The organism is Paraburkholderia lebeckiae (genome assembly GCF_050436325.1).
Classification (GTDB): Bacteria; Pseudomonadota; Gammaproteobacteria; order Burkholderiales; family Burkholderiaceae; genus Paraburkholderia; species Paraburkholderia tuberum.
In genome coordinates this window covers 1,937,028-1,959,250 of record NZ_JBNDLZ010000003.1, presented here as the reverse complement: position 1 = coordinate 1,959,250, position 22,223 = coordinate 1,937,028, and the positions used below count along the sequence as shown (strand labels likewise).

The following is a 22,223-nucleotide window of genomic DNA, read 5'->3' as shown; positions in this document are numbered from 1 at the left end:
TCGCGGACGTAGACCCTATCGGGACACATTTCCTCAAGTCCGGCTCCAGACCGCCGTAATACCAAGGGCGGTCACGGCAGCATAGCCAACCGCAGGACGTTCGCAGGAACTGAACACCACGCTGGGTTGTTCCGCGAACGGATTTTACGCCGGTGCTTTCGGGGTGCGAAAGTTTCTCCTGTGAATCAGCTCGACACGACGGCGCGGCCATTACCCAGTTCGACGACACAGGCTTGGAAACCGTCTCAAACCCGGATAAGACGGCTCAAAAGAAACACAACAAATGGGGAATAGAAGGATGAAGCTACTTTTTGGTTTGCTTGCAGTCGCCACGCTGGCCGGCTGCTCAACTTATGCGGTTCCGAGGTACTCGATTTCTGCCGACAATGTGGTCGCCTTGAAGTCGACTGTGGTCAACGGTGTTGGTGTGGGCGCATTCACCCAATCGCCGATGTCGAACCAAAGCCCGAACGAGATAATGTGTCGAGGTGTCGGACCTATCAAGACGCCGGACGGTGAGCCATTCGCCGACTTCGTAAAGAGTGGGCTTGTGTCAGAGCTCAAAATCGCTGGGGTGTACGCGCCCGGTGCCCCGGTCCAGCTTACGGGGCGATTGGACAGTATCGACTTTTCGTCAGTCTCTGGTGCGTGGAATCTCGGATTGACCGTTTCGTCGTCGAATGGTCGCAGCTTGAGCGTTGCCGAAAACTATTCATACGCGTCCAGCTACTATGGCGAAACTGCCTGCAACCAGACTGCTCAGGCGTTGATGCCAGCGGTGCAGGACCTGATTGCAAAGGTTGTGCATTCCCCGGAGTTCACGACGCTGTTGAAGTAACGTAGTCCGGGCGACTAAGCTGGGACCGGCCTACCCGCGTCCCCGACCGAACTCAAAAAGGGAATGGCGACAGGGAAAGCTTCTCACTTGTGATGAGTTTGCGAGAAGATTAGGCGTAGTCCTGTGATTTTCTCGTAATCTTATCAGTCGTGCGATAAGATTATCGCCGGTCAAAAGCATGTCTCCAGACCACTGCTCGGACCGGCGCCTCGAAACTTTTGCGTCAGTTCTCCGCGTCGGGCTGACTCCTTGGCTCCGCCTGAATAGATGCCTCCAGAGTCATGGCATTGTCAGCGAGCCGTGAAATTAACGGGTATTTGTCCATCGGAATCTCGAATCGACGAGCATTTCGGACCTGTGGCACAAGTCATACATCAGCCATCGTGGGCGCATCGCCGAAAACGAAATTGCCCACGCGACGTTCCGATTTGAGCTTATCCTCAAGCGACTGGAAGCCAGCATCAATCCAGTGTCGGTACGGTAACTGGAGCGCCGGTAGCGACGTCGCATGGGCGGCCGGATGTTGCCAAAGGGGCTAATCCTTTCCTGAGGCGTCGCCGCAGCAGCGGACAGCGCCTCCAGTTTTTGGCTTCCTGTGGACGCTCTGCCGGCTACTTCCCGTCAGCGGTACCAGGGAACTCTGCGGTCGCGTGTTTAGCCGTATGCCTGCTCAGGAAAAGCGAAAGTGCCGTGACACATGGGACCGTTCGCAGACGGCCCCATGCTCCTTTCGTCGTTTCACCTGACTGTCGTTTTAGACTACGCTTACTTCAATGCGGCGTGGTTTCGATTCCTCGCGGCGCGGGATGGTTAATTTCAGGACGCCGTCCTTCAGGTTCGCTTCAATCTTTGATGTGTCAAAATCGTCGCCGATGGTAAACCGCCGCCGAAAATACGGGCCGCCCACTTCTGCGTGGGACAACCGTAGATTGGGAGGAGTCTGAACTACCGACTCCGCCTCGATGGACAGGCTGCCGTCATGCACCTTGATATCAAGCTTGTCCCTGGGGACGCCGGGCAAATCTGCCCAGAGGGTGACGGCATGACTGTCCTCAAAGACGTCAACGGCCGGCGTCAGCGCCGTTCGGCGCGACGCTTCTTCTGCACCTTGACGCGTCACTTCTCCCTGCTCGCGTTGGGCAATCTGGGTCGTATCGCTCATGATGTCACCCCATTACTGAACGGTAATCGCACGAGGCCGGGAAGCTTCGCGCTTGCCAACTGAAACAAGCAGGCATCCGTCGATATAACGCGCCTGCACCTTGTCCGGGTCGGCCTGCTGCGGAAGCTCGATGACGCGACGGAAAGAGCCGCTGAACCTCTCCTGTGCATACTGTCTCGTCTCTTCGGCCAATGCCGTCTCCGAAGTCGTGCGCTCACCGGCTACCGTAAGGAGTCCCTTGTCGATGGAAATGTCGAGCTTCGATGCATCGACACCTGGAGCGAACGCTACGATTTCAATTGTGTCGTCGGTTGTACCTATGTTGATGGGCGGAAACGTTCCGAACCGGCTGGAACGAAGGCTTGAAGGAAAGCCGCCGAACAGGCTGGACATCTGACGTTGCAGTCGGTCCAGTTCGCTGAAGAGGTCGGTTCCAAAGTAAGGGTCACTCATGGTCGCTTTCTCCTCTGGCGGCAAGGAGACGAACCGGCATACGCTCACCGGTTCGTTTGCCTGGTCGCAGACAAACAGGTTGAAACACGCGGCGACCGCTAACTGCAGGACTGCCGCCTGAGCGATTCAAAAATAGTAGGCCGGAAGAGATTTTCAAGGGGCGACCAGCAGAAATTTTTCGGCTCTTGAAAACCACGCCGGTGCCCATAGAATTCACGCACCCGGTTCAACTTGGAGAGCATTGTGGAATTCGATACGGACTGGAGAACCTTTGGCAGGCATCGGGTGAGGCTGCGCTCAACACGAGGCTTTCCAACAGATGTCATGCGGCAGGCGGAGGTGCATCAAACGGGTCTTCGGTCGGCCGGCAGACCCGGTTCAGCGCAACTGGTCTGCAGACGGACGAGGTTCCTCCGCGAAGGCACTCTGCGGAGCGGTTTTTTTGTGTCGCTATGCAACGTATTGCACGGGTAAGAGGCGACCGTGTCATACAGCTGTACGCTGCTGACCCCGTGGCGCTGGCGTTTCAGGCGGCGAAGCGCGGCGGTAACCGTGCGCAACGAGCGGAGTCATCGTGCCTGAACGAGGTGGTCCGGACCAAGCTGGTAGATGTTGCTACCTCCTCCGTGCACCTGCAAGGGAACAGAGCCGAGACTGGCCGCCTGGCAGCCTGTCCGCTTTCTCTGCCCGTTCGTCCCGCCGCCGCATCCAGGCCATCCGCAAACCTGCTACGGCCAACACTTCGAGCAGATTGGCTGCCATCGGGACATTGCGCGGTCCGAAGGGAACGAGCGTCTCGATAAGTCCCTTAGCCGTTTAGCCAGGAACGAACTCACAGTTGCGTCAAAACTATCTAGGTCGATGGGTTTGCGCAGAAAGGCGTTCCAGATTTTCACCTCTCCTTCCGGAGGAGCCCGGGCGGAAACCATCACCACTGGAATCTGGGCAAGCGCCGGATAGAGCTTGAGACGTTCGCACAGTTCGACCCCGTTCATCCCGGGCATCTCCCAGTCCGTAACAATCAGTTCCGGAACGTGGCGGGCAGCCTTTCGCAGCGCCACGTCCCCATCTTCTGCAAAGAGTACGTGATGGCCATGCTCTTCCAGAAGAAGCTGAAGTACCCACAGGTTATCCGACTCATCGTCGACAAGCAGGACTGTTGACATGACGAGATGCGATACAGGACGTTTACGGAGGAGTTGCAACGACCGTGCCGGAGTCTTCCTGCCGCCGGTCCGGCAAAGGCTATGCAGGTAGTGTTACTGGCGCAGTGCACACATACATAATTGTTACATTACAACAAAGGGCATACGCTTAAAGTAAGTTGCCGGGGAGACGCTTATGGACGCGCCCACTTTCCTGGACCGCAACGGATTGGTCGCCGCGTGGCGTCGTCTGACCAGAGCGTTTCGACCGCGATAACCCGTGCCGTTCGTGCCCGACCTCTATGTTGACGTGCTTCTCGACAGGGACGGGCCGCAGGACATCGACCGGAGGGTCGGAGCTTATCTGGAAGGGGCGCCAGCGAAGTCATTGTCGGGGGTCGGCGCGGACAGGTTGGATTTTGGGGGCCGTTGGGCCAGCGGCAGGCCTCGATGTTTGGCATATCGCTACCGCCTGGTTGTGTGTATTTCGAAGCGCGCGGTGACCCCGCAGCTGAAAGGCACCGAGGTCCATCCCGTTGACATCAGCGATGGCGCTGCCCGACAGGCCTGCAGATGGAAAACCCGACATCTTCCGCTGTGTCGAAATGCTCGCCTTTACAGCGTGGGCAATCGCTCAAAGTAGTCAAAGCGGGCAAACGGCGGCGGCACCTCGGTCACTTCAAGCTCGCCGACCAGCGCTGCGGACATGCCCTCGCTTAGCCACGTGCACATGTTGGCAAGCTGCTCCGGCGAACCCTGCAGCATCACCTCCACCGAACCGTCCATGCGGTTACGTACCCAGCCGGTGACGCCTACCGCCCGAGCCTGACGTACGCACGCTTCCCGGTAGCCAATGCCCTGCACCTGACCACGCCCCTGACCACGCACCTGCACCAGCCGGGTCTCAAGCATCCCATCCTGGTTGTCAGTTTCCATGCGTGTAGTCCTTGAAAAGTATTGGCGCAGCTTCGCCCCTCACTGAAGTGGCCCGGCTGCAATCGCATGCCTGACTATCGTCTCCCGCAGGCTTTTCCTGGAAATACCTGAAGAACGCTCTGTCCCGGAAATGCGGCTCAGGTACCGCAGCCGCGCTGCGCGAATGGATGCGTATTCGCATACCGCCACGTAACCGTCCAGCGGGATAGCGGCGTCCAGTGTCGCGGCGCCATGAGACTCGCCTTCAACGTTTGCCATCGGGCTGTTTGCCATCGAGCCATCAGGCTCTACGAGCGACGCATGACATCCGCCAGGTCATCGAGCGATAGTGGCTTGGTGAGATGGCAGTCAAATACCCGTTCGTCGGTCTGGAATCTGCTGGTGGCATCGGTGTAGCCCGTTAAAGCAACCAGCTTCGTCTGGGAGCACTGGGCCCGAAGGCGAAGCAGTTGCGCAAGCTCAAGGCCATCCATGCCGGGCATCGTGATATCAATCAGGGCAACGTCCGGAGTAAATGATTCCACTATCGAGAGCGCGTCGGGTCCGCTCTGTGCCCGTTTCACTTCATGCCCCTCGAGCTCCAGCAACGTAGCCAGCGCCTCCATGGTGTCCGCGTTGTCGTCGACAAGAAGGATACGACTTGACGCCGTCGGGCGTGTCGCGGTAACGACAGACTCGCTCGTGCTCTCGCAGACAATCGGGAGCTGCACGGTGACTTCCGTCCCTTTACCTTCGCCCGCGCTCGCAATGGTAACCGTGCCGTTGTGTGCGGCAACCAGATGCTTCACGACCGCCAGTCCGATTCCGAGTCCGCCTTGTGCCTTTCCGCGTGCTGACGCCGACTGGGCAAACATGTCAAAGACGTGCGGCAGCATTGAAGATGAAATGCCCGCACCGTTGTCCGTCACCGTGATGACCGCAGTTCGGGGCGATGAGCCGCGTATCGATGCGATGCTCAGGTCCGGTGCCTTTACCGATAACGTGATGTCGCCGCCGGGAGGCGTGTATTTCACCGCGTTCGTCAGCAGATTCGATATAACCTGGGTGAGTCGGGCCGCGTCCGCATGAACGGTCACCGGATACGGGGGAACAGTGACATGCAGCTGGTGCGGACCATTAGCGGCGTCGGCCTTCATCGCCGTCACCGCGTCGGCCACGATATCCTGGAGCAACCCGTACGACGGGCGCACGGACAGTTTGCCATGCCTTATCCGGGACGCGTCGAGCAGGTCGCCGACGAGCCGTTTCAGTATCCGCATCTGTCTGTCAGCGATGCCCAATGCAGCCAACACGGCGGGATTGTCTGTCGCGAGCTTTCGCGCCGCCGTCAGGGCACCGTCGATTGGCGCGAGGGGATTGCGTAATTCATGAGTCAGGGTCGCAATGAAGTCGTCCTTGCGTGCTTCAGCCAGGGCCAGCGCATTCCTGGCGGCCTCCGCTTCTGCCGCCCGGGCTTCCGCGTCAGCCTTCGCCCGGGTCATGGTGAGCGCCGCGCAGGTGAAGTTTGCAAGGCTGGTCAGGATTCTGCGGTCCTCCGCATCGAAAAGGTGTACCCCGTCGTGGGACATGACCCACAGGGTGCCCCACGGCTCATGTTCGCCCGGAATGGGTACAACCAGCTCTTCGATAATCTCCGGAGAGACGTGTTCCAGGCAGGCGAAGTGGCGCCGGGGAAACGAAAACAGTTGTCCCGAAGCCAGTTCGAGCGTCACGGCGCTCGGGCTGTCCGCAGTCGGGATGGTGGTGCCCACAGCGGCCACGCATGCACCCGAAACCGCGACCCAGCGGAACACGAGGGCGCCGGCAGTGCCGGTTTCCAGCAGGCCGATGCCCGCGCTCCCGGCTTCGCACAGACTCAGTGCCATATCCGAGAGCGTCTGCAGCATGGCACCGTCCGACGACGTCAGTGCCTGCGCCAGACGGTGCATCGCGCTGCTTTCTGCCGCATAGTCGGGTGGGCGATGCGCACGCGTGTCGAGCGTTGGTGTGACGAGACTACCCTCACGCCGCGCGCGGTCCGCTGCCGATGATGCAGACAGCCCGGCCATAGGGTCTCCAGGTTGTAATGGGTATGTGGCTACACGGAAGAAATTACCATGCTGGATTAATTGTAGGCGCTGCATCACAAAAACCGGCCGGCAAGCCGTGACCGACTGGAGATGCCGCGCGTTGACGGAGTCGAACTCTGTCAACGGTTGAAGGGCGACACCGCGACGGCCGACATTCCGGTGGTCATGCTGTCGGCCGCGCTGCCGCCTGAACCGGAAGAGCCGCTATGAGACGTATTGTCGCTGAAGCCCGCCCCTATAGGCCAGTTGATAAAGGCGATTCATAATCTGCTCGACTGAGCGGAACCGGAAGTACCCGGACGGACGTCCGAACAGTGAACATGCGATATCCCGCTACGGAGCGGTTGCTTCTGTCTGAGCGTCAAGGGCGAACTGCGGAGACGGTGCAGTACCTGTGATGACTGCATCCTGGGCGTCGGCAAAGACACCCTTCACGACGTTCAGAGGACCTTCGAAGTTTCGGGCTCGCTCCGCTTCACGGTAGCTGCATCATCACGGGTGGCACCGCGAGCAGAATCATTCGTGGGCGATTGCGCGAGCATGTGGCGGCGTTTCGGTGTGCAATCGAACATGGCTTCCCCCTTGGAAGTTGGCCCGCCTCCTGGCGGGACTCTGGCAGCGCGTTGCCACTTCAAGCGACGCGTGGTACGCGGGACGGCCTATGATGAAATCATTGAGGTGCGGAAAACGTGCCTCCTAACCCAGAGGAGCGAGAATCATGGCCAAGCAAGATACCGAATCCAGCGTCTACAGCGTCACGGAAATTATCGGCACCAGCCCAACCTCCTGGGAGGATGCGGCGAAAAATGCTGTGGAAATTGCAGCGAACTCGCTGCGTGATTTGCGAGTCGCCGAAGTCTGCAAGCTCGACATGAGGGTCGATAGCGGCAAGGTCGTTGAATACCGGGCGCGAGTCTCTTTGTCGTTCAAGTACGAAGCATGAAACGACGACCCCGTACCTCGGCAGAGAAGAGGCTTCCGATACTGCAAGTTTGCGGCATCGAGCTTGTACGCCAGTTGCGGAGGGTGCGACTCCCAGAGTGCTCACGCTAGCGCTTACGCTCCGGTGGCCGCGATGCACGACGCCTCGGCATGTTGCGCTAGCGCGCCTGCGGGGCCATGCAGTTCAGTCTGGCGGCGTGCCTGCGTGGCAGCGGGCTTCAGTCAGTCCTGCGCCTCCTTGCCGCTGCGAACTGGCAGGACGCGCTCGCCTTCAACGCACATAAATTCGACCACGTTCGTCGCATCGCAGATGGCGTAGTCCTTCCGGGGCCGGCTACTATCGCGCCACGGTCAAACCGCCACTGGCCGATGCGGCAGAAGTATTTACATTAGCGCCTGCAGCGCTACAGCCACTCGCACGTGGCGTTGCAGGGGCGCATGTCCAGCTCACCGAGGTCCATCGATTGCCGTGTCGGGACGAACCGGGAGACGAGCGTCTGCGACTGCTTATGCGGCGCCAATCGCGCAACTCAAGGACCCGGTTGTTACGGCTTCGCGCTGACGGTCTTGCCCGCTTTGTCGATGACTTCGACAGCCTGCCTGGCTGCCGACTGTGCATTCTCGTAGGTCGCATTTCCGGCGTCACGCGCAGCGCCGAAGCCCGTCTTCCACAGCGATACAAATGCTTCACTGCCCGCCGGCGCGTTCCTGAAGAGGTTCTCGAAGAACGCCTGGGATTGCCGAACATATTCATCAATCTGCTTCCCGCTGGTTGCGAGGATTTCGCTGCCCGCCTCGGACAGGATTTCGTTCACATGCCGCCAGTAGGCCTGAAGCTTCTCGTTCGATGCCTGTGCCTGACGCGATTGCAAGGTGAAGAACGCCTCGGGTGACTTAACCGAAACGGCCTCCGTCGCAACCGCCTGGTTCTCGGCCAAACTGGCCCTGGTGGCTTCGACATTCAGTTGGACCAGCTTTTCAAAGCCTTTGAAACCGCTTTCGAAAAGGCTGTAAAGCGCTGTTGCGCGTGCTTTCTGTGCTGCAACAAACTGCTCCGGGGCCACGGTACTCATGCTAGTCACTCCATTCAGGAAAAGGGCAAAAGGGTGTCGACCGATTGTTAGCAGTCCGAACAAGAACTTGGCTGGGCCATCTGCGCTGACCTTGCAGGGCCCCGACACTCCCACCGTGCCATGGAAGCGGCTACCCGGGCTCTCCGCTGCCTTGTACTGCAACGCACTATTCATTCATGCAGTGCCACAAATTAGCCCTGGCGGCGGACGTCTGTCAACCCGGAAGCCCCACGCACTGGCAGCCCAGGGTGGTTCTAACGGCCTGTCGTCAGTTCAGGCCACGCTTTGCGCTCAGTAGGTACTTTCCCGCAAGACAGCCAATGACGGCGCCAATGGGCCGGCCAGCGGTGCGCGTCGACGAAAATGAAGCCGCCCATCCGGCAACAGCGGGCTGCAACTTCGGAACCGGTGTTCCATGTACCGCAATGCGCAAAAAAAGCCGCAGACATCGCTGCGGCCGAAACACACACGCAACGCATTGGGGCGCTGGCGTGTCAACAATCGTATAGGCCCGGGCCCAAGAAGCAATCGGGTATATCGTCTGGATATTGGCCGCCAGCGCTTTGAGCCTTGTCGTCATGACTTGGCGCATGCTACGCGTAAACCATTGTTGCAAAGGCGCCAGGGAGTCATGGCGGTGACATCTTGCGGTATCTGCTATCGATGCCGGAAGCGGCGATGCTCGTGAAAAGCAGATGGCCCGCATGAGCGGGCCATCCGGTTCAAACCATTCGATGACCCGCGCCTACAGCGGCTGAATGTTCGATGCCTGCTTGCCCTTCGGGCCTTGTTTCACTTCGAAACTCACCTTCTGGTTCTCTTGCAGCGATTTGAAGCCGCTTCCCTGGACTTCAGAGAAATGTGCGAACAGGTCTTCTCCGCCATCATCTGGCGTAATGAATCCGAACCCCTTCGCGTCGTTGAACCACTTGACTGTACCTGTTGCCATTTTGCTGAATCTTCCAAAGAGACGTGTTGTGTTGGACGCCGGTCAGCTGGACGGCTGACTCGAGCCATTCCGGTTTTACCACAGCGGATTGACGGCCGACAACCAGGGGCATCGGCACATGGAGACTTCTGTCGCATTTCGTTGGTCCGCAACATGTCATGCTGACCGCGAACTGAAGGAGCGAAGGTGGCCGCGAGGAGGCCGCTGACTGGCCTGTTGCCGGCCCCGAAGGGAACTCGGCGAAATCTGTTCGGCGGCTGACCCAACCGAGGGACCGTTTCAGTATCAAATAGGCTAGGTGAAGACGTTGCAAAAGCAACATGAGGTCGGCTCTCAACGAAGAGCGTTCGGGCAACCACGGTCCGTGCCAGACTGAGACGGTGAGTCGCCGACGACCAGCGACATCAAGCAGGCGCCTTGCTACCATCGACTAGCCGTAATTAGCCTGCCCGCCCGGGCCACTTTCTTTAAGGAGATTGAGATGGACGTGCCAGTCACTGAAGAACAAATCCGAACACTTGCTTTCTATCTGTGGGAGAAGGACGGCTCTCCCGAAGGACGCGCGGACGAATACTGGGAGAAGGCTCGACAGCAGTTGGGTGCGGACGAGTCACCGGCAGCATCTGAGGGCGACACAGTAGCCTGAGCGGCGCGCGCCAAAGGCAATGCGGGCGCCTGAGCAAGGGCCCTCACGCGCCTGTCTTGGCGATTGACCGGACTGGTCTCAGGTACTCCGACCGTCCGGGTGTCGCTTTGCTCTTCGCCAGTTCGGGTGCTTTCCAGTGAGCCAAAATCGGCGGCGCTAGCAGGTAGCACACCTGGATACCCTGCGAAAACAACTGGCGGTTCGCGCATGACCGAGCGTAAGGCGCGCAACGTCTCGGAGTTGGACTGACTCTGCGAAAGCTTTGGATGAATAGAAAGTTCGGTTCCCGTGCAAACGGCGGCGCTGTGCGACTGAAGGCGGCATCAGCATCGACGGGCATTTCGCTTGCTCCGGCCTCCGGGAACTAGTCTCCCGGTGCTAAGCTTGCGAAAGCCGGGAGGGTATCGGCTAGCCTCCAACAGCTGGCTGGTCCAGCCGTAATCAGAAGCCGCGCGAGTTTCCTGCCGCCGGCTACGAGGAGAAGTCCATGGCAGCGCGCTCAATCGCATCGTTGACCCTTTCATTCGGGCTGGTTTCCATCCCGGTCAAACTGTATTCGGCCACCGAGAGTGCCTCAGGGGTAGGCTTCAATTTCCTGTCGCCAGAAGGCGGGCGGGTGAAGCAGCAGTACGTTTCTGAAGCCACCGGCAAGGTCGTGACACGTGCTGACATGAAGAAAGGGTACGAGTTCGAGAAGGGACAGTTCGTCGTTTTCACGCCTGATGAGCTGAAAGCGCTCGAGGAAGGCGCGACGCATGTCGTGGAAATTGTCTCTTTCGTGCCGGAAAAATCGGTCGACCCGCTGTACTACGACAAGGCGTATTTCATTGCGCCGGACAAACGGGGTGGCAAACCCTACAGTCTGCTGCAGCAGGCGATGCGCCAAAGCGAACGGTGCGCACTCGCCAAATGGTCCTATAAAGGCAAAACCCGCATCGTCCAGATACGGCCCGCTGAAGACGGTATGGTTTTCCAGCAGCTGCTGTTCGCAGATGAGGTGCGCGCATTGAGCGATTTGCATATCGAGCAGGAGCCCGTAACCGCCACGGAACTCAAGCTTGCGCTGCAAATCATCGACCAGGTCTCCGAAGACGCGTACGACCCGTCGGCTTATGAGGACGAGGAGAAAAAGCGGATTCTCGAGGCCATCGACCGGAAAATCGCGGGCAAGCAGATTGTGTCTCCAGAGGAGTCCACGAGTGAGTCGGGCGGCCAGGTAATTGACCTGATGGAAGCGCTTCGGGCGAGTCTCAGCGCCAACAAGGCGAAACGGGACGTACCGGCGAAGACGGCGCCGCCCAGGACAATGGCAACGAAGAAGACCACCGCCGCTGACGTCGAAGTGTTGGCAGCCAAACCAAGGCGCCCTGTCAAACGAGCCACACCGAAAGCCGACATCAAAGAGGCGCAGCCGGCAAAGGTTCGAGCACGCAAGTGACCAGACGGAATCAGTCAAACGACTACTCGTTGCGCAGCCTTCAATCGCTGCTGGGGGTCTCGCGTCGGGTGCTTTCCGGGCTGATTGAAGCAGGATTTGTTCACCCTGCACGCGGCCGAAGAAACGAACTTCGGTTCTCTTTCCAGGATGTAGTGGTCCTGCGCACAGCATTTCAGTTGCAATCAGCCAAAGTCTCATCACGGAAGATTCTGAAGGCGCTTGCCAAGCTAAAGGCCGAACTCCCTGACGAGCTTCCACTGTCTGGAATCCGAATCACATCGGTAGGCGAGACCGTGGCTGTCAGGTCAGGACAGGCCCAATGGGACGCGGCCTCGGGCCAGCACCTGCTCGACTTCGAGGTCGCGCCTATTCGAGGCGAGGTCGCGTTCCTCGACTCGACACCGCGAAACCTGGCGAGTCGGGAACAGCAAGCGGAGGAATGGTTTGCACTCGCCGAACAACTGACCGGAACCGATGCTATTGGCGCAGAGCAGGCCTACCGGAAAGTGCTGGAGCTCGCGCCATCGCCGCACTACCACGCATATACCAATCTGGGCGTATTGCTGTGTGAGGCAGAAACGCGTTGCGATGAGGCATTGTCCGTTTTTGAAGGGGCGTTAGAGCACTTCCCGGATGACGCGTTACTGCACTTCAACCGCGCGGTCGTTCTCGAAGAGCTGAAACGCTATGACGCTGCGGCGACAGCCTATGAGCGATGCATAGAACTCGACCCGACGCATGCAGACGCTCACTTTAACCTTGCCCGGCTGAGCGAGATTCGTGGCGACAAACAAGGTCTCGTCCGGCATCTCAGCGCTTATCGTCGGCTCGTCGGCTGAACTGGACTTCGCCGCCAATTCGTGTGTTTCAGAGCACGACGTTCGACCAATCAACCCGTTCATGAGGATGCTGAAACTCGCGGCATGTGCAGGCGACGGCCTGATGCGAGCACGTACAAAGCTGCGTTGCGCATCGTTCTCGTAGAGTCGGTAAAGAAGAACCAAGTGACGTCTCCTAACCGCGTCGTCCGGAAAAACAAAGCGGGCAAGAGGGTCAAGCTCGAATGCGCGTGCGAGCATGCCCGCAAGCTCTAACTCGCGGGACGGGAGATTCGAGCGTTCGATGCTCCGTGTCATTATCGGTGGTGCGAGGCGTCGGGGCTTTTACTCCGAGTATTCAAGCATCCGGCTTGGCAAATTCTAGCCACGGGCCCGTTCAGATAAATCCGCGTCCCCCAAAGTCTTCAGAGCGGAAGCGAGAACGCAGCTCATGGGAAGCCGCAGTTCCCCACCATCGCTGCGATACGCCTCTGCGTCGTGTACGACGGCCCGTTCAATCGACTTCAGGGCGGCCGACGTCTGGGCGTTCAGCAACGCGGCAAACCGTACGCCACCGCGTATGAGGGCATGAGAGGGTGTATCGGGAGCATGAAGCACGAGGGTAAGGTCCAGCTCCCGCACGCCCGGTTGGACGAACCCGGCATCGAGCAACACGCGTGCTGATTCCTGCCAATCGCTGAACCGGAAGAAGGGTGGTCCCGGAGGGACGGGAACATCGGTCGTCCCATGCTTCTCGATGGCCTTCAACACCATGGCGAAGCCCACTGCCTTCTCCGGTGTCGCCCATACCGTGAAGGCGATTCTGCCGTTAGGTTGCGGTACACGAAACGCCTCCGCGAGCGCGCGCTCGGGGTGCGGAAAATGCAACAACAATGCGAAGCTGATGCCCACTGACGCGAAGCTTTCGTCGGGAAATGGCAAATCCTCCGCGTCGCCGACGCGGAACTCAAGTCCCGGAAAGACACGTCTCGCCTTTTCAACCATCGCAACCGAGAAATCCACGCCGGCGACATCCGCGCCGCACCGCGCGGCGGCAGCGGCGAGGTAGCCAGGGCCGCATGCAACGTCGAGAAAACGCGCGCCTCGCTGAAGGCAGAGCGTCTCGAGCATTGCGTGGTTCGACTGGGTGGTCAAATCACCGAAATACGTATGATAGGCCTGCGCGACCCGCTCCCAACCTTCGTGCTCGAAGGCGCTGAAGTCGAGTTGCCCCATGCTTACCTCGACCGGTCCGACACGTTGGCAAGTTGCTGCGCAGGCTTATGTTCCTCGTAAAGGGTATGTCTGCCTATCGGGAAAACAATCCAGGGTCGGCGACGCAAAGAGCAAACGAATGTGTGGTGCGCCGCACCAACAAGCGTCACCCGAGGCCGCCGAACAGCCGCTTTTGGGCTACGCTTGTTCGTGTTGCGGTCCCGCTGAAACAAATGCCAATGTCAACTTTTGGCACTATAGTTCAAGTAGTTTCCTGCCTCTGGATGCGGTGCGGAAAAATGCGTCATCCCTCGAAGGCGGCCGGTGCGTCACGGCGTTTTCGCCTATCGGGCGACTGGGCCGTAAAAGCGCCGATGCAAGGGTGCAGCGGATGAAAGACACGAAAACGGCGTCACTGCGGTACCAGGTTGAAAAATGGCTTGCTCCCACCGCGCCAGTGCATGTAACCGCGTTTGGGCACAGCCGCTTTGGCAGAGGGCGTTACGTACGTGTGGAAACCTTACAAGTGACGGGTCTTCACGCACTGTTCTTCTTTGAACCCGACGACGGCTACTGGAACGTGTTTCCACCCGCTGCTGGCATGGCGAGACGGCCGTAGGGCGCCCAGCTTCGCGCGGCGGGTAGCTTTTCGGCAACAAGTTAGTCCGACGCCCGCACCGTCCCTTTTCCTGGCACTTTGCATCTCAGCGGCAAGTTGCGCAACGCCTCACTTGCGCTTGACTGGCTTGAGCAACTGGAAGAAGACTCGGATGATACGCAAGACGCTCAATGCCTCGCGGCTACAGCAGGAGGTCAATCGGGGAATCCATCGACGCAGAAAATCATGGAGGATGGCGTAAAGATTCGTGTGCCGGGGCCGCAGCTGCATGAAGCTGACAAGACAAGCTGCAACTGGAACATGACTCACTTCGGCAACGCGGTCAGTTTCGAGCGCGACATCGAGCGCGTGCTCAAGGCCACGCGTGTGGAACGCGACCTCAATACCACAGTGAAAGAAATCGGCAACCCATTTGGGGACCGGCCGCGAAAGACATCGATTCCTTGTTGGTATTTGAAGGCGTGGGCGCTGATGGTGCGCTTACCACAGATGGTCTACCTTGCGACGCCGCGTCGCAGATATTCCTCGCTTCGAAACCCGTGCGTTCTACCAGCATCGACATAGTCCGTGTCGCTCAGAAATTTTGGACAACTGGCGAATGGACCTCTGGATTCAACCCTGCGCACGGTGCGCTGACCTATACGGCAAAACGTCGGCCGAGCCTCCTCATCACGACCTCGCGCTCGAGGGCATTGTGCCGCTGCGGGCTAAAAAACGAGAGGAACACTACATCTGTTCGCAGTGTGGGGCGGTGTTCGTTCGCATTCTCGGTGGCACACCTTCGCAGCAGATTTGGATGCTATTGAACGCAGGGCAGCATTGACGCAACTCTTCAACGCGCTGAATCATTCATGGTCGCGCGCGTCATCGGGCCTCTATGCGGGACGTTCAAGCATCAGAGTTGGCAAACTCAAGGCGAGGAAGTACCGACCCGCTTGTATAGACCGGCTGGCCCTAGGCCTTGAGTGCGGAAGCCAAGACGCAGGTCATGGGAATCCGCAGCTCTCCGGCGTCGTTCCGATATGCCTCTGCGTCGTGCGCGACGGCCTGTTCAATCAACGCCAGCGCGGCCGGCGTCTGGGCGTTTAGCATCGCGGCGACTCGAACGCCACCGCGCATGAGTGCGTGAAACGGTGTATCCGGCAAACGAAGCACAAGGGTCAAGTCCACCTCGCGCATATGCGGTTGAACGAACCCCGCATCAAGCAATATGCGCTTCGATTCCTCCAAATCGCTGAGCCGAAAGAAGGGCGGTCCCGGCGGCACGGGCACATCGGTTGTCCCGTGCTTCTCGATTGCATTCAATACCATCGCGAAGCCGACTGCCTTGTCCGGTGTGGCCCAGACCGTAAAGGCGATTCTGCCGCCAGGTTGCAGCACACGAAACGCCTCCGAGAGTGCGCGCTCGGGGTGCGGAAAATGCAGCATGCCGAAACTGATGCCCACTGCGTTGAAGCTTTCATCGGGGAAGGGCAAATCCTCCGCGTCGCCGATGCGAAACTCAAGCCCCGGAAAAACGCGCTTCGCCTTTTCGACCATCGCGAAGGAGAAATCCACGCCAGCGACGTCCGCGCCGCGAAGCTTGGCTGCAGCAGCGAGGTAGCCTGGGCCCGATGCTACATCCAGAAAACGCGAACCTCGCTGAATGCCGAGCGCCTCGAGCATCGCGTGGTTCGACTGAGCAGTCAAATCACCGAAATACTCGTCATAGGCCTGCGCGACCCGCTCCCAGCCTTCGTGCTCAAATGCGCTGAAGTCGACTTGTCCCATGTTTGCCTCCACTCGTTCGGCACCCTGGCGCGTTAGAGGGCCTTCATGTTCCTCGTAAAGGTACTGTCTGTCTATTGAGGGAACAATCCAGACTGACGACTGAAGCGCGAGCAACTATGTGGTGCGGCGCACCAACAACGTCGCCTGTTGGCAGGGCCAATTGATATCAAATTGGGGTTCGCTGTACGACGCATAGCGTCGCTGCGCAAAAGACAGCCCCGGGTGTATTCGACCCTGTTCCGGCGGACTTCCTAGCGCGGGCTAGCTTTGTCATCAGACTGGAACAGCCCTACTACCTCGGCATCCTCAGACGGTGTGCCATCTCCCACCTCGAACATGCCCCGCGCAACGCCAATGCGCTGTATCCAGGTAACGGGCAACCCGCATGGGAGCGCATCGCCGGCCCGAGGAAACGCCTTCTGGAGCTTTGACGGCTCACAGGCGCATTAGCCCCGCGTCAGCCAGACAAGAATCCGCTGGCCGTACCGACCGCTCACCGAAAGAAAGAGCGCAGCCACCCCGAGATTCCACAACAGTATCATCGCCGTCGCATCGAGCGGATGAAGCATTGAAAGCGCGACCGCAGTCATTGCGGCGACCGCGAGACTACCTGCCATCGTCACCGGGCCTGGGGAGAGGCGAGCTATGTAGCGCAGCATGATGAGCATCACCAGGGAGAGCGGTACGCTGACCAGCACCAGTGTTGCGAAGCATCGGGCCGTTTCTCCCAACGACATACCGTCCGGCCCAATGGAGACCCAGCTGGTCAGGCAGCCATAGCCAATCGTCGCCACCCAGACGAACGAGGCCGGTACTGGCAACAGAAGCCAGCGACGTGACAGACCCGGCACGCTGGCGATAAATGCCCCCAATGCGGCAAGAACTCCCGTCGTCAGCGCTGCGGCTACTCCTATTGCAAAGAGAGGCTGATGGAGTTTGAACGCCAGGTCCGCACGCACCCCATGCGCGATACCGACGAGAACAATCACCATTCCCGCAAACAGCAGCCAGCATGCGGCTCTCGCCGCGGGCGGGCGCAGACGCCGGACCGGCGTTGCGTCCGCAACCAGCACGTCAATCAGTTCGGGGGTCCGCGTCATGATTTGCTACCTCGCGGCAGGAACAGTCCACGCAGCCGTTTCATTGCCCGGTGAGTGGCAACCTTCAACGCTGCAACCGAAGTTCCGCTCGCAGCCGCAGCCTCCTGAAGAGACATTTCCTCGAGCTTCAGCATTCGCATGGCATCACGCTGTCCGACCGGCAACTGTTCAATCGCTTCCCTGACGAGGCGGTCGTTCATTGCCTCTTCCTGTAAGTTCGCTGCAGCACCAGAAAAAAAGGTTTCTAGGTCAGTTTCCACCTGGGTTTCATGTGACCCGATGCGACCGCGCCGCCGCAGTCCATCGACAATGCGCCGGTTGGCGATGGCGACCAGCCATGGCCCGAACGGGCGGGCCGGGTCGTATGTGTTGCGCGCGGCGTGCACGGTGAGCAGCACGTCCTGAACCGTGTCCTCTATGTCCGCGCCATTGCGGATGTGGCGTGCTGCGAGCGCACGAAGATAGGGAGTGATGTCCTGGAGCAGCTGACGATAGGCCTCCCTGTCACCCGCCTGTGCTCTCGCCATCGCAGTGGACCAGTCCAGCGTGCCGTCAGAACGGTTGGCCAGCGGCCCGGTCTGTCGGCACGGCGCAGCTGACTTCCGGTCCTCTCTCTCGGAACCTGGAACGGGACTGGGCGAGTGTGAATGCCGGCGCATCCCGAAATTTTGCGGTTCAGGGGACAGTTTGTCATCCAAAAAAAGTTTTCCTGAGACGTAACCTTTCGCGGTGGCCGGCCGAACTTCTCTACACGGCCGATGCCGGGCCGCAACCCTCAGGAGGATGCGTGATGAACAGACATGTGATGGCCGCTTCGACCCTGTCGTCGGCAATCGGCCTAGCGCTTGCCCTACAGGCACTGCCGGCCCAGGCCCAGGAAATGAAGGACATGAGCAAGATGCCCCAGGTCGTCAAGGACAACATGGCCCGGATGGAGCAGAACAAACTCGAGAAGTGTTACGGCGTCAACGCCGTGTCGAAGAACGACTGCGCGGAGGGCGCCCACTCCTGCGCCGGCCAGGCCACCCAGGCACGCGACGCTAGGTCATTCGTTCTGCTCCCCGCGGGAGATTGCGGCAAAATCCAGGGCGGCAAGCTGAAGCCGGCCTAAGCAAAGGAGCAGTCGATGTCTGCCTCTTCTGCTGCGTCGCAACATGCGCTCAGCCCGATTCCGGCGCGTGCCGGGATTGGGCTGCGCTTCCGGCACCATCAAGAGGTTGTCGAAGTGCGTCCGCCAGTCGCGTGGTTTGAGGTGCATACCGAGAACTACACGGGGGGAGGCAGCGCGCCGGGCTATCTGGATGCCATACGCTGCGATTACCCTGTCTCTCTCCACGGGGTCGGCCTCTCGCTGGGTAGCGCCGAAGGCCTGGACGCGGCGCATCTGGAACGCGTGCGCGCCGTCGTTGGGCGCGTGGAGCCGGGACTGGTTTCTGAACACCTGTCCTGGAGCATGAGCGGTGGCACCTACTTCGCCGACCTGTTGCCATTGCCGCTGACGGAAGAGGCGCTTGCCGTTGTCTGTACTCACGTCGACCAGGTCCAGGCTCATCTGCAGCGGCGAATCTCGATAGAGAACCCGTCGACCTATTTGCGGTTCCGGCACTCGACCATCCCGGAATGGGAGTTCATGGCAGAGGTCGCGCGTCGCACCGGGTGCGGCATCCTCTGCGACGTCAACAATATCTATGTCAGCGCCAGCAATCATGGCTGGAACGCACTGACTTACCTGGATGCGCTGCCACCAGCGGCGATTACCGAGATTCACCTCGCCGGGCACAGCGTGCGGCAGCTTGACCATGGTCAGGTTATTCGCATCGACGACCACGGCTCGCGCGTCGCGCCTCCCGTGTGGGACCTGTTTGAGCAGGCTCTCAGGCGCTTCGGACCGGTTCCCACCCTCATCGAGTGGGACACGGACGTGCCAGCGCTCGACGTCCTGATGGAGGAGGCTGCGATTGCGCAAGCCAATATAGAGGGGCAGCAGAATGCCGATGTATGCGCCAACGCTGCTTGAGTTGCAACGCGCGGTCCGCGGCGACCTGCTCGGTCTTGCTGACGGCGGTGCTGCTGAATACGTGATGCCCGAAGGGCTGGCCCCGCAAGCACGGTTCGCCATCTATCGGAATACGGTGAACAGTACGCTGCTGAAAGCGCTGCAGCTTTCCTATCCGGCCGTACAGGCTCTGGTTGGAGAAGAATTCTTTGAAGGGGCCGCCCGGCTGTTCATCGAGCAATGCCCACCGTCGCACGCGCAGCTCCATAACTACGGTGCGACGTTCCCGGATTTCCTCGCACAGATGCCAGAAGCGGCGTCACTCGACTATCTGCCCGATACCGCGCGCCTCGAATGGGCCGTGAACGGAGTGCTGCATGCACCAGACGCAAGACCGCTTGACCTGCAGCGCCTTGGGCGATTGAACGACAGCGGGCTGAAGTCCGTTCGGTTCGTGCCGAACACGACTGTACGACTACTTCAGTCCGACTATCCAGTCGATGCCATCTGGCGCGCAGTATTGACCCGCGACGATGGCGCACTGGCGGACATCAATCTGGCCTCCGGCCCGGTCTGGCTCCATGTTTACCGGAGCACCACTGGCGCAGAGGTCAGGCAGATAGCTGAGTGGCAGTGGCGGTTTGCGACGGCGTTGTTTGCGGGCCGCCCGTTACACGGCGCGCTTGCCGGGGCGCCGAATAGAGAAGTGCACGTTTGGCTCGCATCGCTCTTGGCATCAGGCTGCTTTACCGAAGTACGCATGTCAAATCAGGCATGCGGTCCGACAATCGGGAGCCAGGCCACATGACACGCGAAACCCAATCCGCCTCTAACACCTCTCGCGGGTCGACGCTGAACGACCGCATACGGAACGTCATTGGATGGCTGGAGCGAGTGCCATATACGGTCCTTGCGCTCCCACTGCGATTCGCGGTGGCAACGGTCTTCTGGAATTCGGCGATGACCAAACTGGCTGACTGGAATGCAGCGCTCGAACTGTTCAGGGAAGACTATCGATTGCCGTTGCTGGCACCGGAGTTCGCTGCGTACGTCGCGGTGTCAATCGAACTGACCACGCCGGTTCTACTGGTGTTGGGCCTGGCCACGCGACCCGTCGCGTTTGTGTTACTCGGCATGACGACCGTCATCGAGGTGTTTGTGTATCCGCTTGCGTGGCCCACGCACATCCAGTGGGCCGCCATGCTGCTGGTTCTGCTGTGCCGGGGCGCGGGCAACTGGTCAGTGGACCATCTGTTATATAGACGCCTCAGTACCGTCTCCGACAATGGGTCACGTCGTCCGCAGACTGAGCCCGGGTCTTTTTTGTCATTGGGTGATGCTTCCGTTCGACGGTTATAACGGGAAGAATCAGGTAATCCGTCCAGGTTAAGAGAGACGAAGTGATGAAGACAGTCATACATGAATCGACCATCACCTGTCCGGTGTGCGGGTACGCCAAACAAGAAATGATGCCCGTCGATGCCTGCGTGTGGTTTTACGAGTGCGAGCGCTGCAAGACGGTTCTCAAGCCGAAGGCAGGGGATTGCTGTGTTTACTGCTCGTATGGCACTACGGCGTGTCCTCCGGTACAACAGGCAGGTGCGTGCTGGGTCTGCTGATTTGCCAACGTCAACTGCGCGGCCTCGGCTCTTCCGCCCGGGTCCCACCGGGGGGCGTATGAATCCGGCAGGTCTATGGGCACAGAAAGCCGGAGATACGCAGATTGTTGGGGACCGAGCGCAGGCGGCATTTGCGCGTCGTGTTCGCCTGCGAAATGCGCCATAGGCCTTCTCTGTCAAATGAATAATACGTCTGTATCGCCCGTAACCGGAGATTGAACATGTGGAAAGCGATAGCGCGGATTTTTCTAGTTGTCATGCTCGGCTTTGCCGCTGGCGGCGCGGTCGGCGGCGAACAGCCGTTTAATCAGGCGCAGTTTGACCAACTGAACGCCGCCGGGAAGCCGCTCATTGTCTATTTCCACGCGACGTGGTGCCCCACCTGCAAGATGCAGCAACCGATTGTGGACCACCTCTCGGCGCAACCGGACATGAAACAGGTGACTATCTTCGTGGCCGACTACGATAAGGAAGTCGCGTTGAAGCGGGCCATGAAGGTGACGCAACAGTCGACCTTCGTTGTGTTCAAAGGTGGCCACGAAGCCGCCCGGTCGACTGGACAAACGCGCGAGCGGGATATCAGGGATACCTTCGCAAAGGCTTTGTGATGAACTTCGGAGTGGGTGCATACGGACTGAGCTTCGCTGCAGGCGCGCTGTCGACGTTATCCCCCTGTGTGCTGCCGTTGGTTCCGGTTCTCATCGCGTCGGCGTTGTCGGCGCACCGGATGGCTGTCATTGCACTCGCGCTCGGATTGGGTGCTTCCTTTTCAGCCATCGGCATTTTTCTGGCGACGCTGGGCATATCGCTCGGTTTCGATGGCAGTGTCTTTCGCAACGTTGCGGCTCTGTTGATGATTTTGTTTGGGCTGGTGATGCTTTCTGGCCGCCTGCAGGTCATCTTCACTCGTGCGACTGCGCGCTTCGGCGGCGCAGGGCAGAGGTGGTTGAGCAAGGTAAGGGGAGATACCCTGCCCGGTCAGTTCGCTATTGGACTGCTCGTAGGGGTCGTTTGGACACCGTGCGTTGGCCCGACATTGGGGGCGGCCTCCACGCTCGCGTCCCAAGGACGAAATCTTGGCGATGTCGCTCTCCTGATGATGGTGTTCGGGTTTGGTGCCGGCCTTCCACTGGTCATACTGGGTGCGCTTTCGCGAGCGTCGATGACAAGGTGGCGCGGTGGACTTGATTCTGCGGCGCGGGTCGGAAAGGCTGTCTTTGGAGCCGTTTTCGTCGCATTCGGCGTACTGGCGCTCACCGGACTGGACAAGGTGCTCGAGACGGCCATTCTCTCAGCAAGTCCACAATGGCTGACTGCTTTCACGACGGCTTTGTGACTGGCAACGCACCCGCGGCAATGACCCAGGAATCGGCGTCCCCGACGTCAAGTTGACGAGCAAGTCGCTACGCCCCCGTAAGCAACCGTTAAGGTTAAG

At 59.6% G+C, this 22,223-nt stretch carries 24 protein-coding genes and 1 pseudogene; 14 read left to right on the top strand and 11 right to left on the bottom strand.

What is annotated here, in order from left to right; translation table 11 throughout:
* The first annotated feature begins 298 nt into the window (after nucleotides 1-298).
* Nucleotides 299-838 (top strand): hypothetical protein, encoded by a 540-nt coding sequence (locus OKW44_RS26905; protein ID WP_026225552.1) that lies wholly within the window; start codon nucleotides 299-301, stop codon nucleotides 836-838.
* A 754-nt stretch (nucleotides 839-1,592) separates the two neighbouring features.
* Here the strand turns inward: OKW44_RS26905 and OKW44_RS26900 are convergent.
* The 5 genes from OKW44_RS26900 to OKW44_RS26880 all read right to left on the bottom strand — a co-directional run bounded on the left by OKW44_RS26900 (nucleotide 1,593) and on the right by OKW44_RS26880 (nucleotide 6,582).
* Nucleotides 1,593-2,000: an Hsp20/alpha crystallin family protein gene (locus OKW44_RS26900; protein ID WP_018419037.1), complete on the bottom strand. Its 408-nt coding sequence runs from the start codon at nucleotides 1,998-2,000 to the stop codon at nucleotides 1,593-1,595.
* Nucleotides 2,001-2,012: 12 nt separating this feature from the next.
* Nucleotides 2,013-2,453 (bottom strand): Hsp20/alpha crystallin family protein, encoded by a 441-nt coding sequence (locus OKW44_RS26895; RefSeq protein ID WP_018419038.1) that lies wholly within the window; start codon nucleotides 2,451-2,453, stop codon nucleotides 2,013-2,015.
* Between the two features lie 728 nt (nucleotides 2,454-3,181).
* Nucleotides 3,182-3,619, bottom strand: coding sequence for a response regulator (locus tag OKW44_RS26890; protein ID WP_018419039.1), 438 nt, complete (start codon nucleotides 3,617-3,619; stop codon nucleotides 3,182-3,184).
* 594 nt (nucleotides 3,620-4,213) lie between these two features.
* A complete protein-coding gene (locus tag OKW44_RS26885) occupies nucleotides 4,214-4,534 on the bottom strand; it encodes an acylphosphatase (protein ID WP_018419040.1) in 321 nt (106 codons plus the stop codon).
* Nucleotides 4,535-4,821: 287 nt separating this feature from the next.
* Nucleotides 4,822-6,582, bottom strand: coding sequence for a hybrid sensor histidine kinase/response regulator (locus tag OKW44_RS26880; RefSeq protein WP_018419041.1), 1,761 nt, complete (start codon nucleotides 6,580-6,582; stop codon nucleotides 4,822-4,824).
* A 739-nt stretch (nucleotides 6,583-7,321) separates the two neighbouring features.
* On the opposite strand from OKW44_RS26880, the gene OKW44_RS26875 reads away from it, so the two are divergent.
* A complete protein-coding gene (locus OKW44_RS26875; protein WP_018419043.1) occupies nucleotides 7,322-7,546 on the top strand; it encodes a dodecin family protein in 225 nt (74 codons plus the stop codon).
* Nucleotides 7,547-8,090: 544 nt separating this feature from the next.
* Here the strand turns inward: OKW44_RS26875 and phaP are convergent.
* On the bottom strand, nucleotides 8,091-8,618 hold the full coding sequence (phaP, locus tag OKW44_RS26870) for a TIGR01841 family phasin (protein ID WP_018419044.1): 528 nt from the start codon (nucleotides 8,616-8,618) through the stop codon (nucleotides 8,091-8,093).
* Nucleotides 8,619-9,363: 745 nt separating this feature from the next.
* Nucleotides 9,364-9,567: a cold-shock protein gene (locus OKW44_RS26865; protein ID WP_018419045.1), complete on the bottom strand. Its 204-nt coding sequence runs from the start codon at nucleotides 9,565-9,567 to the stop codon at nucleotides 9,364-9,366.
* A 481-nt stretch (nucleotides 9,568-10,048) separates the two neighbouring features.
* Between OKW44_RS26865 and OKW44_RS26860 the strand changes: the two genes are divergently transcribed.
* The 3 genes from OKW44_RS26860 (at nucleotide 10,049) to OKW44_RS26850 (ending at nucleotide 12,490) form a co-directional block, all read left to right on the top strand.
* Nucleotides 10,049-10,213 carry a DUF2934 domain-containing protein gene (locus tag OKW44_RS26860; RefSeq protein ID WP_018419046.1) on the top strand — a complete coding sequence of 55 codons (165 nt, stop codon included), beginning with the start codon at nucleotides 10,049-10,051 and terminating at the stop codon, nucleotides 10,211-10,213.
* 487 nt (nucleotides 10,214-10,700) lie between these two features.
* Complete coding sequence (ku, locus tag OKW44_RS26855) at nucleotides 10,701-11,651, top strand: non-homologous end joining protein Ku (protein WP_018419047.1); 951 nt, start codon at nucleotides 10,701-10,703, stop codon at nucleotides 11,649-11,651.
* A complete protein-coding gene (locus tag OKW44_RS26850) occupies nucleotides 11,648-12,490 on the top strand; it encodes a tetratricopeptide repeat protein (protein WP_026225553.1) in 843 nt (280 codons plus the stop codon). Before ku ends, OKW44_RS26850 begins: the two co-directional genes overlap by 4 nt.
* 360 nt (nucleotides 12,491-12,850) lie before the next feature.
* Here the strand turns inward: OKW44_RS26850 and OKW44_RS26845 are convergent, their stop codons facing one another.
* Nucleotides 12,851-13,705 carry a class I SAM-dependent methyltransferase gene (locus OKW44_RS26845; RefSeq protein WP_018419049.1) on the bottom strand — a complete coding sequence of 285 codons (855 nt, stop codon included), beginning with the start codon at nucleotides 13,703-13,705 and terminating at the stop codon, nucleotides 12,851-12,853.
* Between OKW44_RS26845 and OKW44_RS26840 the strand changes: the two genes are divergently transcribed.
* Together OKW44_RS26840 and OKW44_RS26835 are read left to right on the top strand one after the other, a co-directional pair.
* A complete protein-coding gene (locus OKW44_RS26840; protein ID WP_343219774.1) occupies nucleotides 13,704-14,303 on the top strand; it encodes a hypothetical protein in 600 nt (199 codons plus the stop codon). The genes OKW44_RS26845 and OKW44_RS26840 overlap by 2 nt on opposite strands.
* Before the next feature lie 151 nt (nucleotides 14,304-14,454).
* Nucleotides 14,455-14,723: pseudogene (locus OKW44_RS26835) on the top strand (hypothetical protein); the annotation flags it as partial.
* Between the two features lie 534 nt (nucleotides 14,724-15,257).
* On the opposite strand, the gene OKW44_RS26830 reads toward OKW44_RS26835, so the two are convergent.
* From OKW44_RS26830 to OKW44_RS26820, 3 genes are all read right to left on the bottom strand, one after another.
* The gene (locus tag OKW44_RS26830) at nucleotides 15,258-16,073 is read right to left on the bottom strand and encodes a class I SAM-dependent methyltransferase (protein WP_018419051.1); all 816 of its coding nucleotides are present in this window, start codon (nucleotides 16,071-16,073) and stop codon (nucleotides 15,258-15,260) included.
* Nucleotides 16,074-16,519: 446 nt separating this feature from the next.
* Nucleotides 16,520-17,173, bottom strand: a complete 654-nt coding sequence (locus tag OKW44_RS26825) for an NrsF family protein (RefSeq protein ID WP_018419052.1) — start codon at nucleotides 17,171-17,173, stop codon at nucleotides 16,520-16,522.
* A complete protein-coding gene (locus OKW44_RS26820) occupies nucleotides 17,170-17,871 on the bottom strand; it encodes a sigma-70 family RNA polymerase sigma factor (RefSeq protein ID WP_239499022.1) in 702 nt (233 codons plus the stop codon). The genes OKW44_RS26825 and OKW44_RS26820 overlap by 4 nt, the downstream gene beginning before the upstream one ends.
* 92 nt (nucleotides 17,872-17,963) lie before the next feature.
* Here OKW44_RS26820 and OKW44_RS26815 point away from each other — a divergent pair, with 92 nt between their 5' ends.
* The 7 genes from OKW44_RS26815 (at nucleotide 17,964) to OKW44_RS26785 (ending at nucleotide 22,124) form a co-directional block, all read left to right on the top strand.
* Entirely contained in the window at nucleotides 17,964-18,284 is a 321-nt protein-coding gene (locus OKW44_RS26815; RefSeq protein ID WP_018419054.1) for a BufA1 family periplasmic bufferin-type metallophore, read from the top strand.
* Nucleotides 18,285-18,299: 15 nt separating this feature from the next.
* A complete protein-coding gene (bufB, locus tag OKW44_RS26810; RefSeq protein WP_018419055.1) occupies nucleotides 18,300-19,190 on the top strand; it encodes an MNIO family bufferin maturase in 891 nt (296 codons plus the stop codon).
* Entirely contained in the window at nucleotides 19,168-19,977 is an 810-nt protein-coding gene (locus OKW44_RS26805; protein WP_343219775.1) for an HvfC/BufC family peptide modification chaperone, read from the top strand. The genes bufB and OKW44_RS26805 overlap by 23 nt, the downstream gene beginning before the upstream one ends.
* The gene (locus OKW44_RS26800; RefSeq protein ID WP_084754009.1) at nucleotides 19,974-20,528 is read left to right on the top strand and encodes a DoxX family protein; all 555 of its coding nucleotides are present in this window, start codon (nucleotides 19,974-19,976) and stop codon (nucleotides 20,526-20,528) included. The genes OKW44_RS26805 and OKW44_RS26800 overlap by 4 nt, the downstream gene beginning before the upstream one ends.
* 44 nt (nucleotides 20,529-20,572) lie before the next feature.
* Nucleotides 20,573-20,788, top strand: coding sequence for a GDCCVxC domain-containing (seleno)protein (locus OKW44_RS26795; protein WP_084754010.1), 216 nt, complete (start codon nucleotides 20,573-20,575; stop codon nucleotides 20,786-20,788).
* 221 nt (nucleotides 20,789-21,009) lie between these two features.
* Nucleotides 21,010-21,396, top strand: a complete 387-nt coding sequence (locus OKW44_RS26790; RefSeq protein ID WP_018419058.1) for a thioredoxin family protein — start codon at nucleotides 21,010-21,012, stop codon at nucleotides 21,394-21,396.
* The gene (locus OKW44_RS26785) at nucleotides 21,396-22,124 is read left to right on the top strand and encodes a cytochrome c biogenesis CcdA family protein (RefSeq protein WP_018419059.1); all 729 of its coding nucleotides are present in this window, start codon (nucleotides 21,396-21,398) and stop codon (nucleotides 22,122-22,124) included. Before OKW44_RS26790 ends, OKW44_RS26785 begins: the two co-directional genes overlap by 1 nt.
* Nucleotides 22,125-22,223: the final 99 nt, after the last annotated feature.

What these genes read in the sequence shown, in the direction of transcription:
- OKW44_RS26905 (WP_026225552.1), top strand. Translation starts at nt 299, where the DNA reads ATGAAGCTACTTTTTGGTTTGCTTGCAGTCGCCACGCTGGCCGGCTGC.
- OKW44_RS26900 (WP_018419037.1), bottom strand. Translation starts at nt 2,000, where the DNA reads ATGAGCGATACGACCCAGATTGCCCAACGCGAGCAGGGAGAAGTGACG.
- OKW44_RS26895 (WP_018419038.1), bottom strand. Translation starts at nt 2,453, where the DNA reads ATGAGTGACCCTTACTTTGGAACCGACCTCTTCAGCGAACTGGACCGA.
- OKW44_RS26890 (WP_018419039.1), bottom strand. Translation starts at nt 3,619, where the DNA reads ATGTCAACAGTCCTGCTTGTCGACGATGAGTCGGATAACCTGTGGGTA.
- OKW44_RS26885 (WP_018419040.1), bottom strand. Translation starts at nt 4,534, where the DNA reads ATGGAAACTGACAACCAGGATGGGATGCTTGAGACCCGGCTGGTGCAG.
- OKW44_RS26880 (WP_018419041.1), bottom strand. Translation starts at nt 6,582, where the DNA reads ATGGCCGGGCTGTCTGCATCATCGGCAGCGGACCGCGCGCGGCGTGAG.
- OKW44_RS26875 (WP_018419043.1), top strand. Translation starts at nt 7,322, where the DNA reads ATGGCCAAGCAAGATACCGAATCCAGCGTCTACAGCGTCACGGAAATT.
- phaP (WP_018419044.1), bottom strand. Translation starts at nt 8,618, where the DNA reads ATGAGTACCGTGGCCCCGGAGCAGTTTGTTGCAGCACAGAAAGCACGC.
- OKW44_RS26865 (WP_018419045.1), bottom strand. Translation starts at nt 9,567, where the DNA reads ATGGCAACAGGTACAGTCAAGTGGTTCAACGACGCGAAGGGGTTCGGA.
- OKW44_RS26860 (WP_018419046.1), top strand. Translation starts at nt 10,049, where the DNA reads ATGGACGTGCCAGTCACTGAAGAACAAATCCGAACACTTGCTTTCTAT.
- ku (WP_018419047.1), top strand. Translation starts at nt 10,701, where the DNA reads ATGGCAGCGCGCTCAATCGCATCGTTGACCCTTTCATTCGGGCTGGTT.
- OKW44_RS26840 (WP_343219774.1), top strand. Translation starts at nt 13,704, where the DNA reads ATGCTTACCTCGACCGGTCCGACACGTTGGCAAGTTGCTGCGCAGGCT.
- OKW44_RS26845 (WP_018419049.1), bottom strand. Translation starts at nt 13,705, where the DNA reads ATGGGGCAACTCGACTTCAGCGCCTTCGAGCACGAAGGTTGGGAGCGG.
- OKW44_RS26830 (WP_018419051.1), bottom strand. Translation starts at nt 16,073, where the DNA reads ATGGGACAAGTCGACTTCAGCGCATTTGAGCACGAAGGCTGGGAGCGG.
- OKW44_RS26825 (WP_018419052.1), bottom strand. Translation starts at nt 17,173, where the DNA reads ATGACGCGGACCCCCGAACTGATTGACGTGCTGGTTGCGGACGCAACG.
- OKW44_RS26815 (WP_018419054.1), top strand. Translation starts at nt 17,964, where the DNA reads ATGAACAGACATGTGATGGCCGCTTCGACCCTGTCGTCGGCAATCGGC.
- bufB (WP_018419055.1), top strand. Translation starts at nt 18,300, where the DNA reads ATGTCTGCCTCTTCTGCTGCGTCGCAACATGCGCTCAGCCCGATTCCG.
- OKW44_RS26805 (WP_343219775.1), top strand. Translation starts at nt 19,168, where the DNA reads ATGTATGCGCCAACGCTGCTTGAGTTGCAACGCGCGGTCCGCGGCGAC.
- OKW44_RS26800 (WP_084754009.1), top strand. Translation starts at nt 19,974, where the DNA reads ATGACACGCGAAACCCAATCCGCCTCTAACACCTCTCGCGGGTCGACG.
- OKW44_RS26795 (WP_084754010.1), top strand. Translation starts at nt 20,573, where the DNA reads ATGAAGACAGTCATACATGAATCGACCATCACCTGTCCGGTGTGCGGG.
- OKW44_RS26790 (WP_018419058.1), top strand. Translation starts at nt 21,010, where the DNA reads ATGTGGAAAGCGATAGCGCGGATTTTTCTAGTTGTCATGCTCGGCTTT.
- OKW44_RS26785 (WP_018419059.1), top strand. Translation starts at nt 21,396, where the DNA reads ATGAACTTCGGAGTGGGTGCATACGGACTGAGCTTCGCTGCAGGCGCG.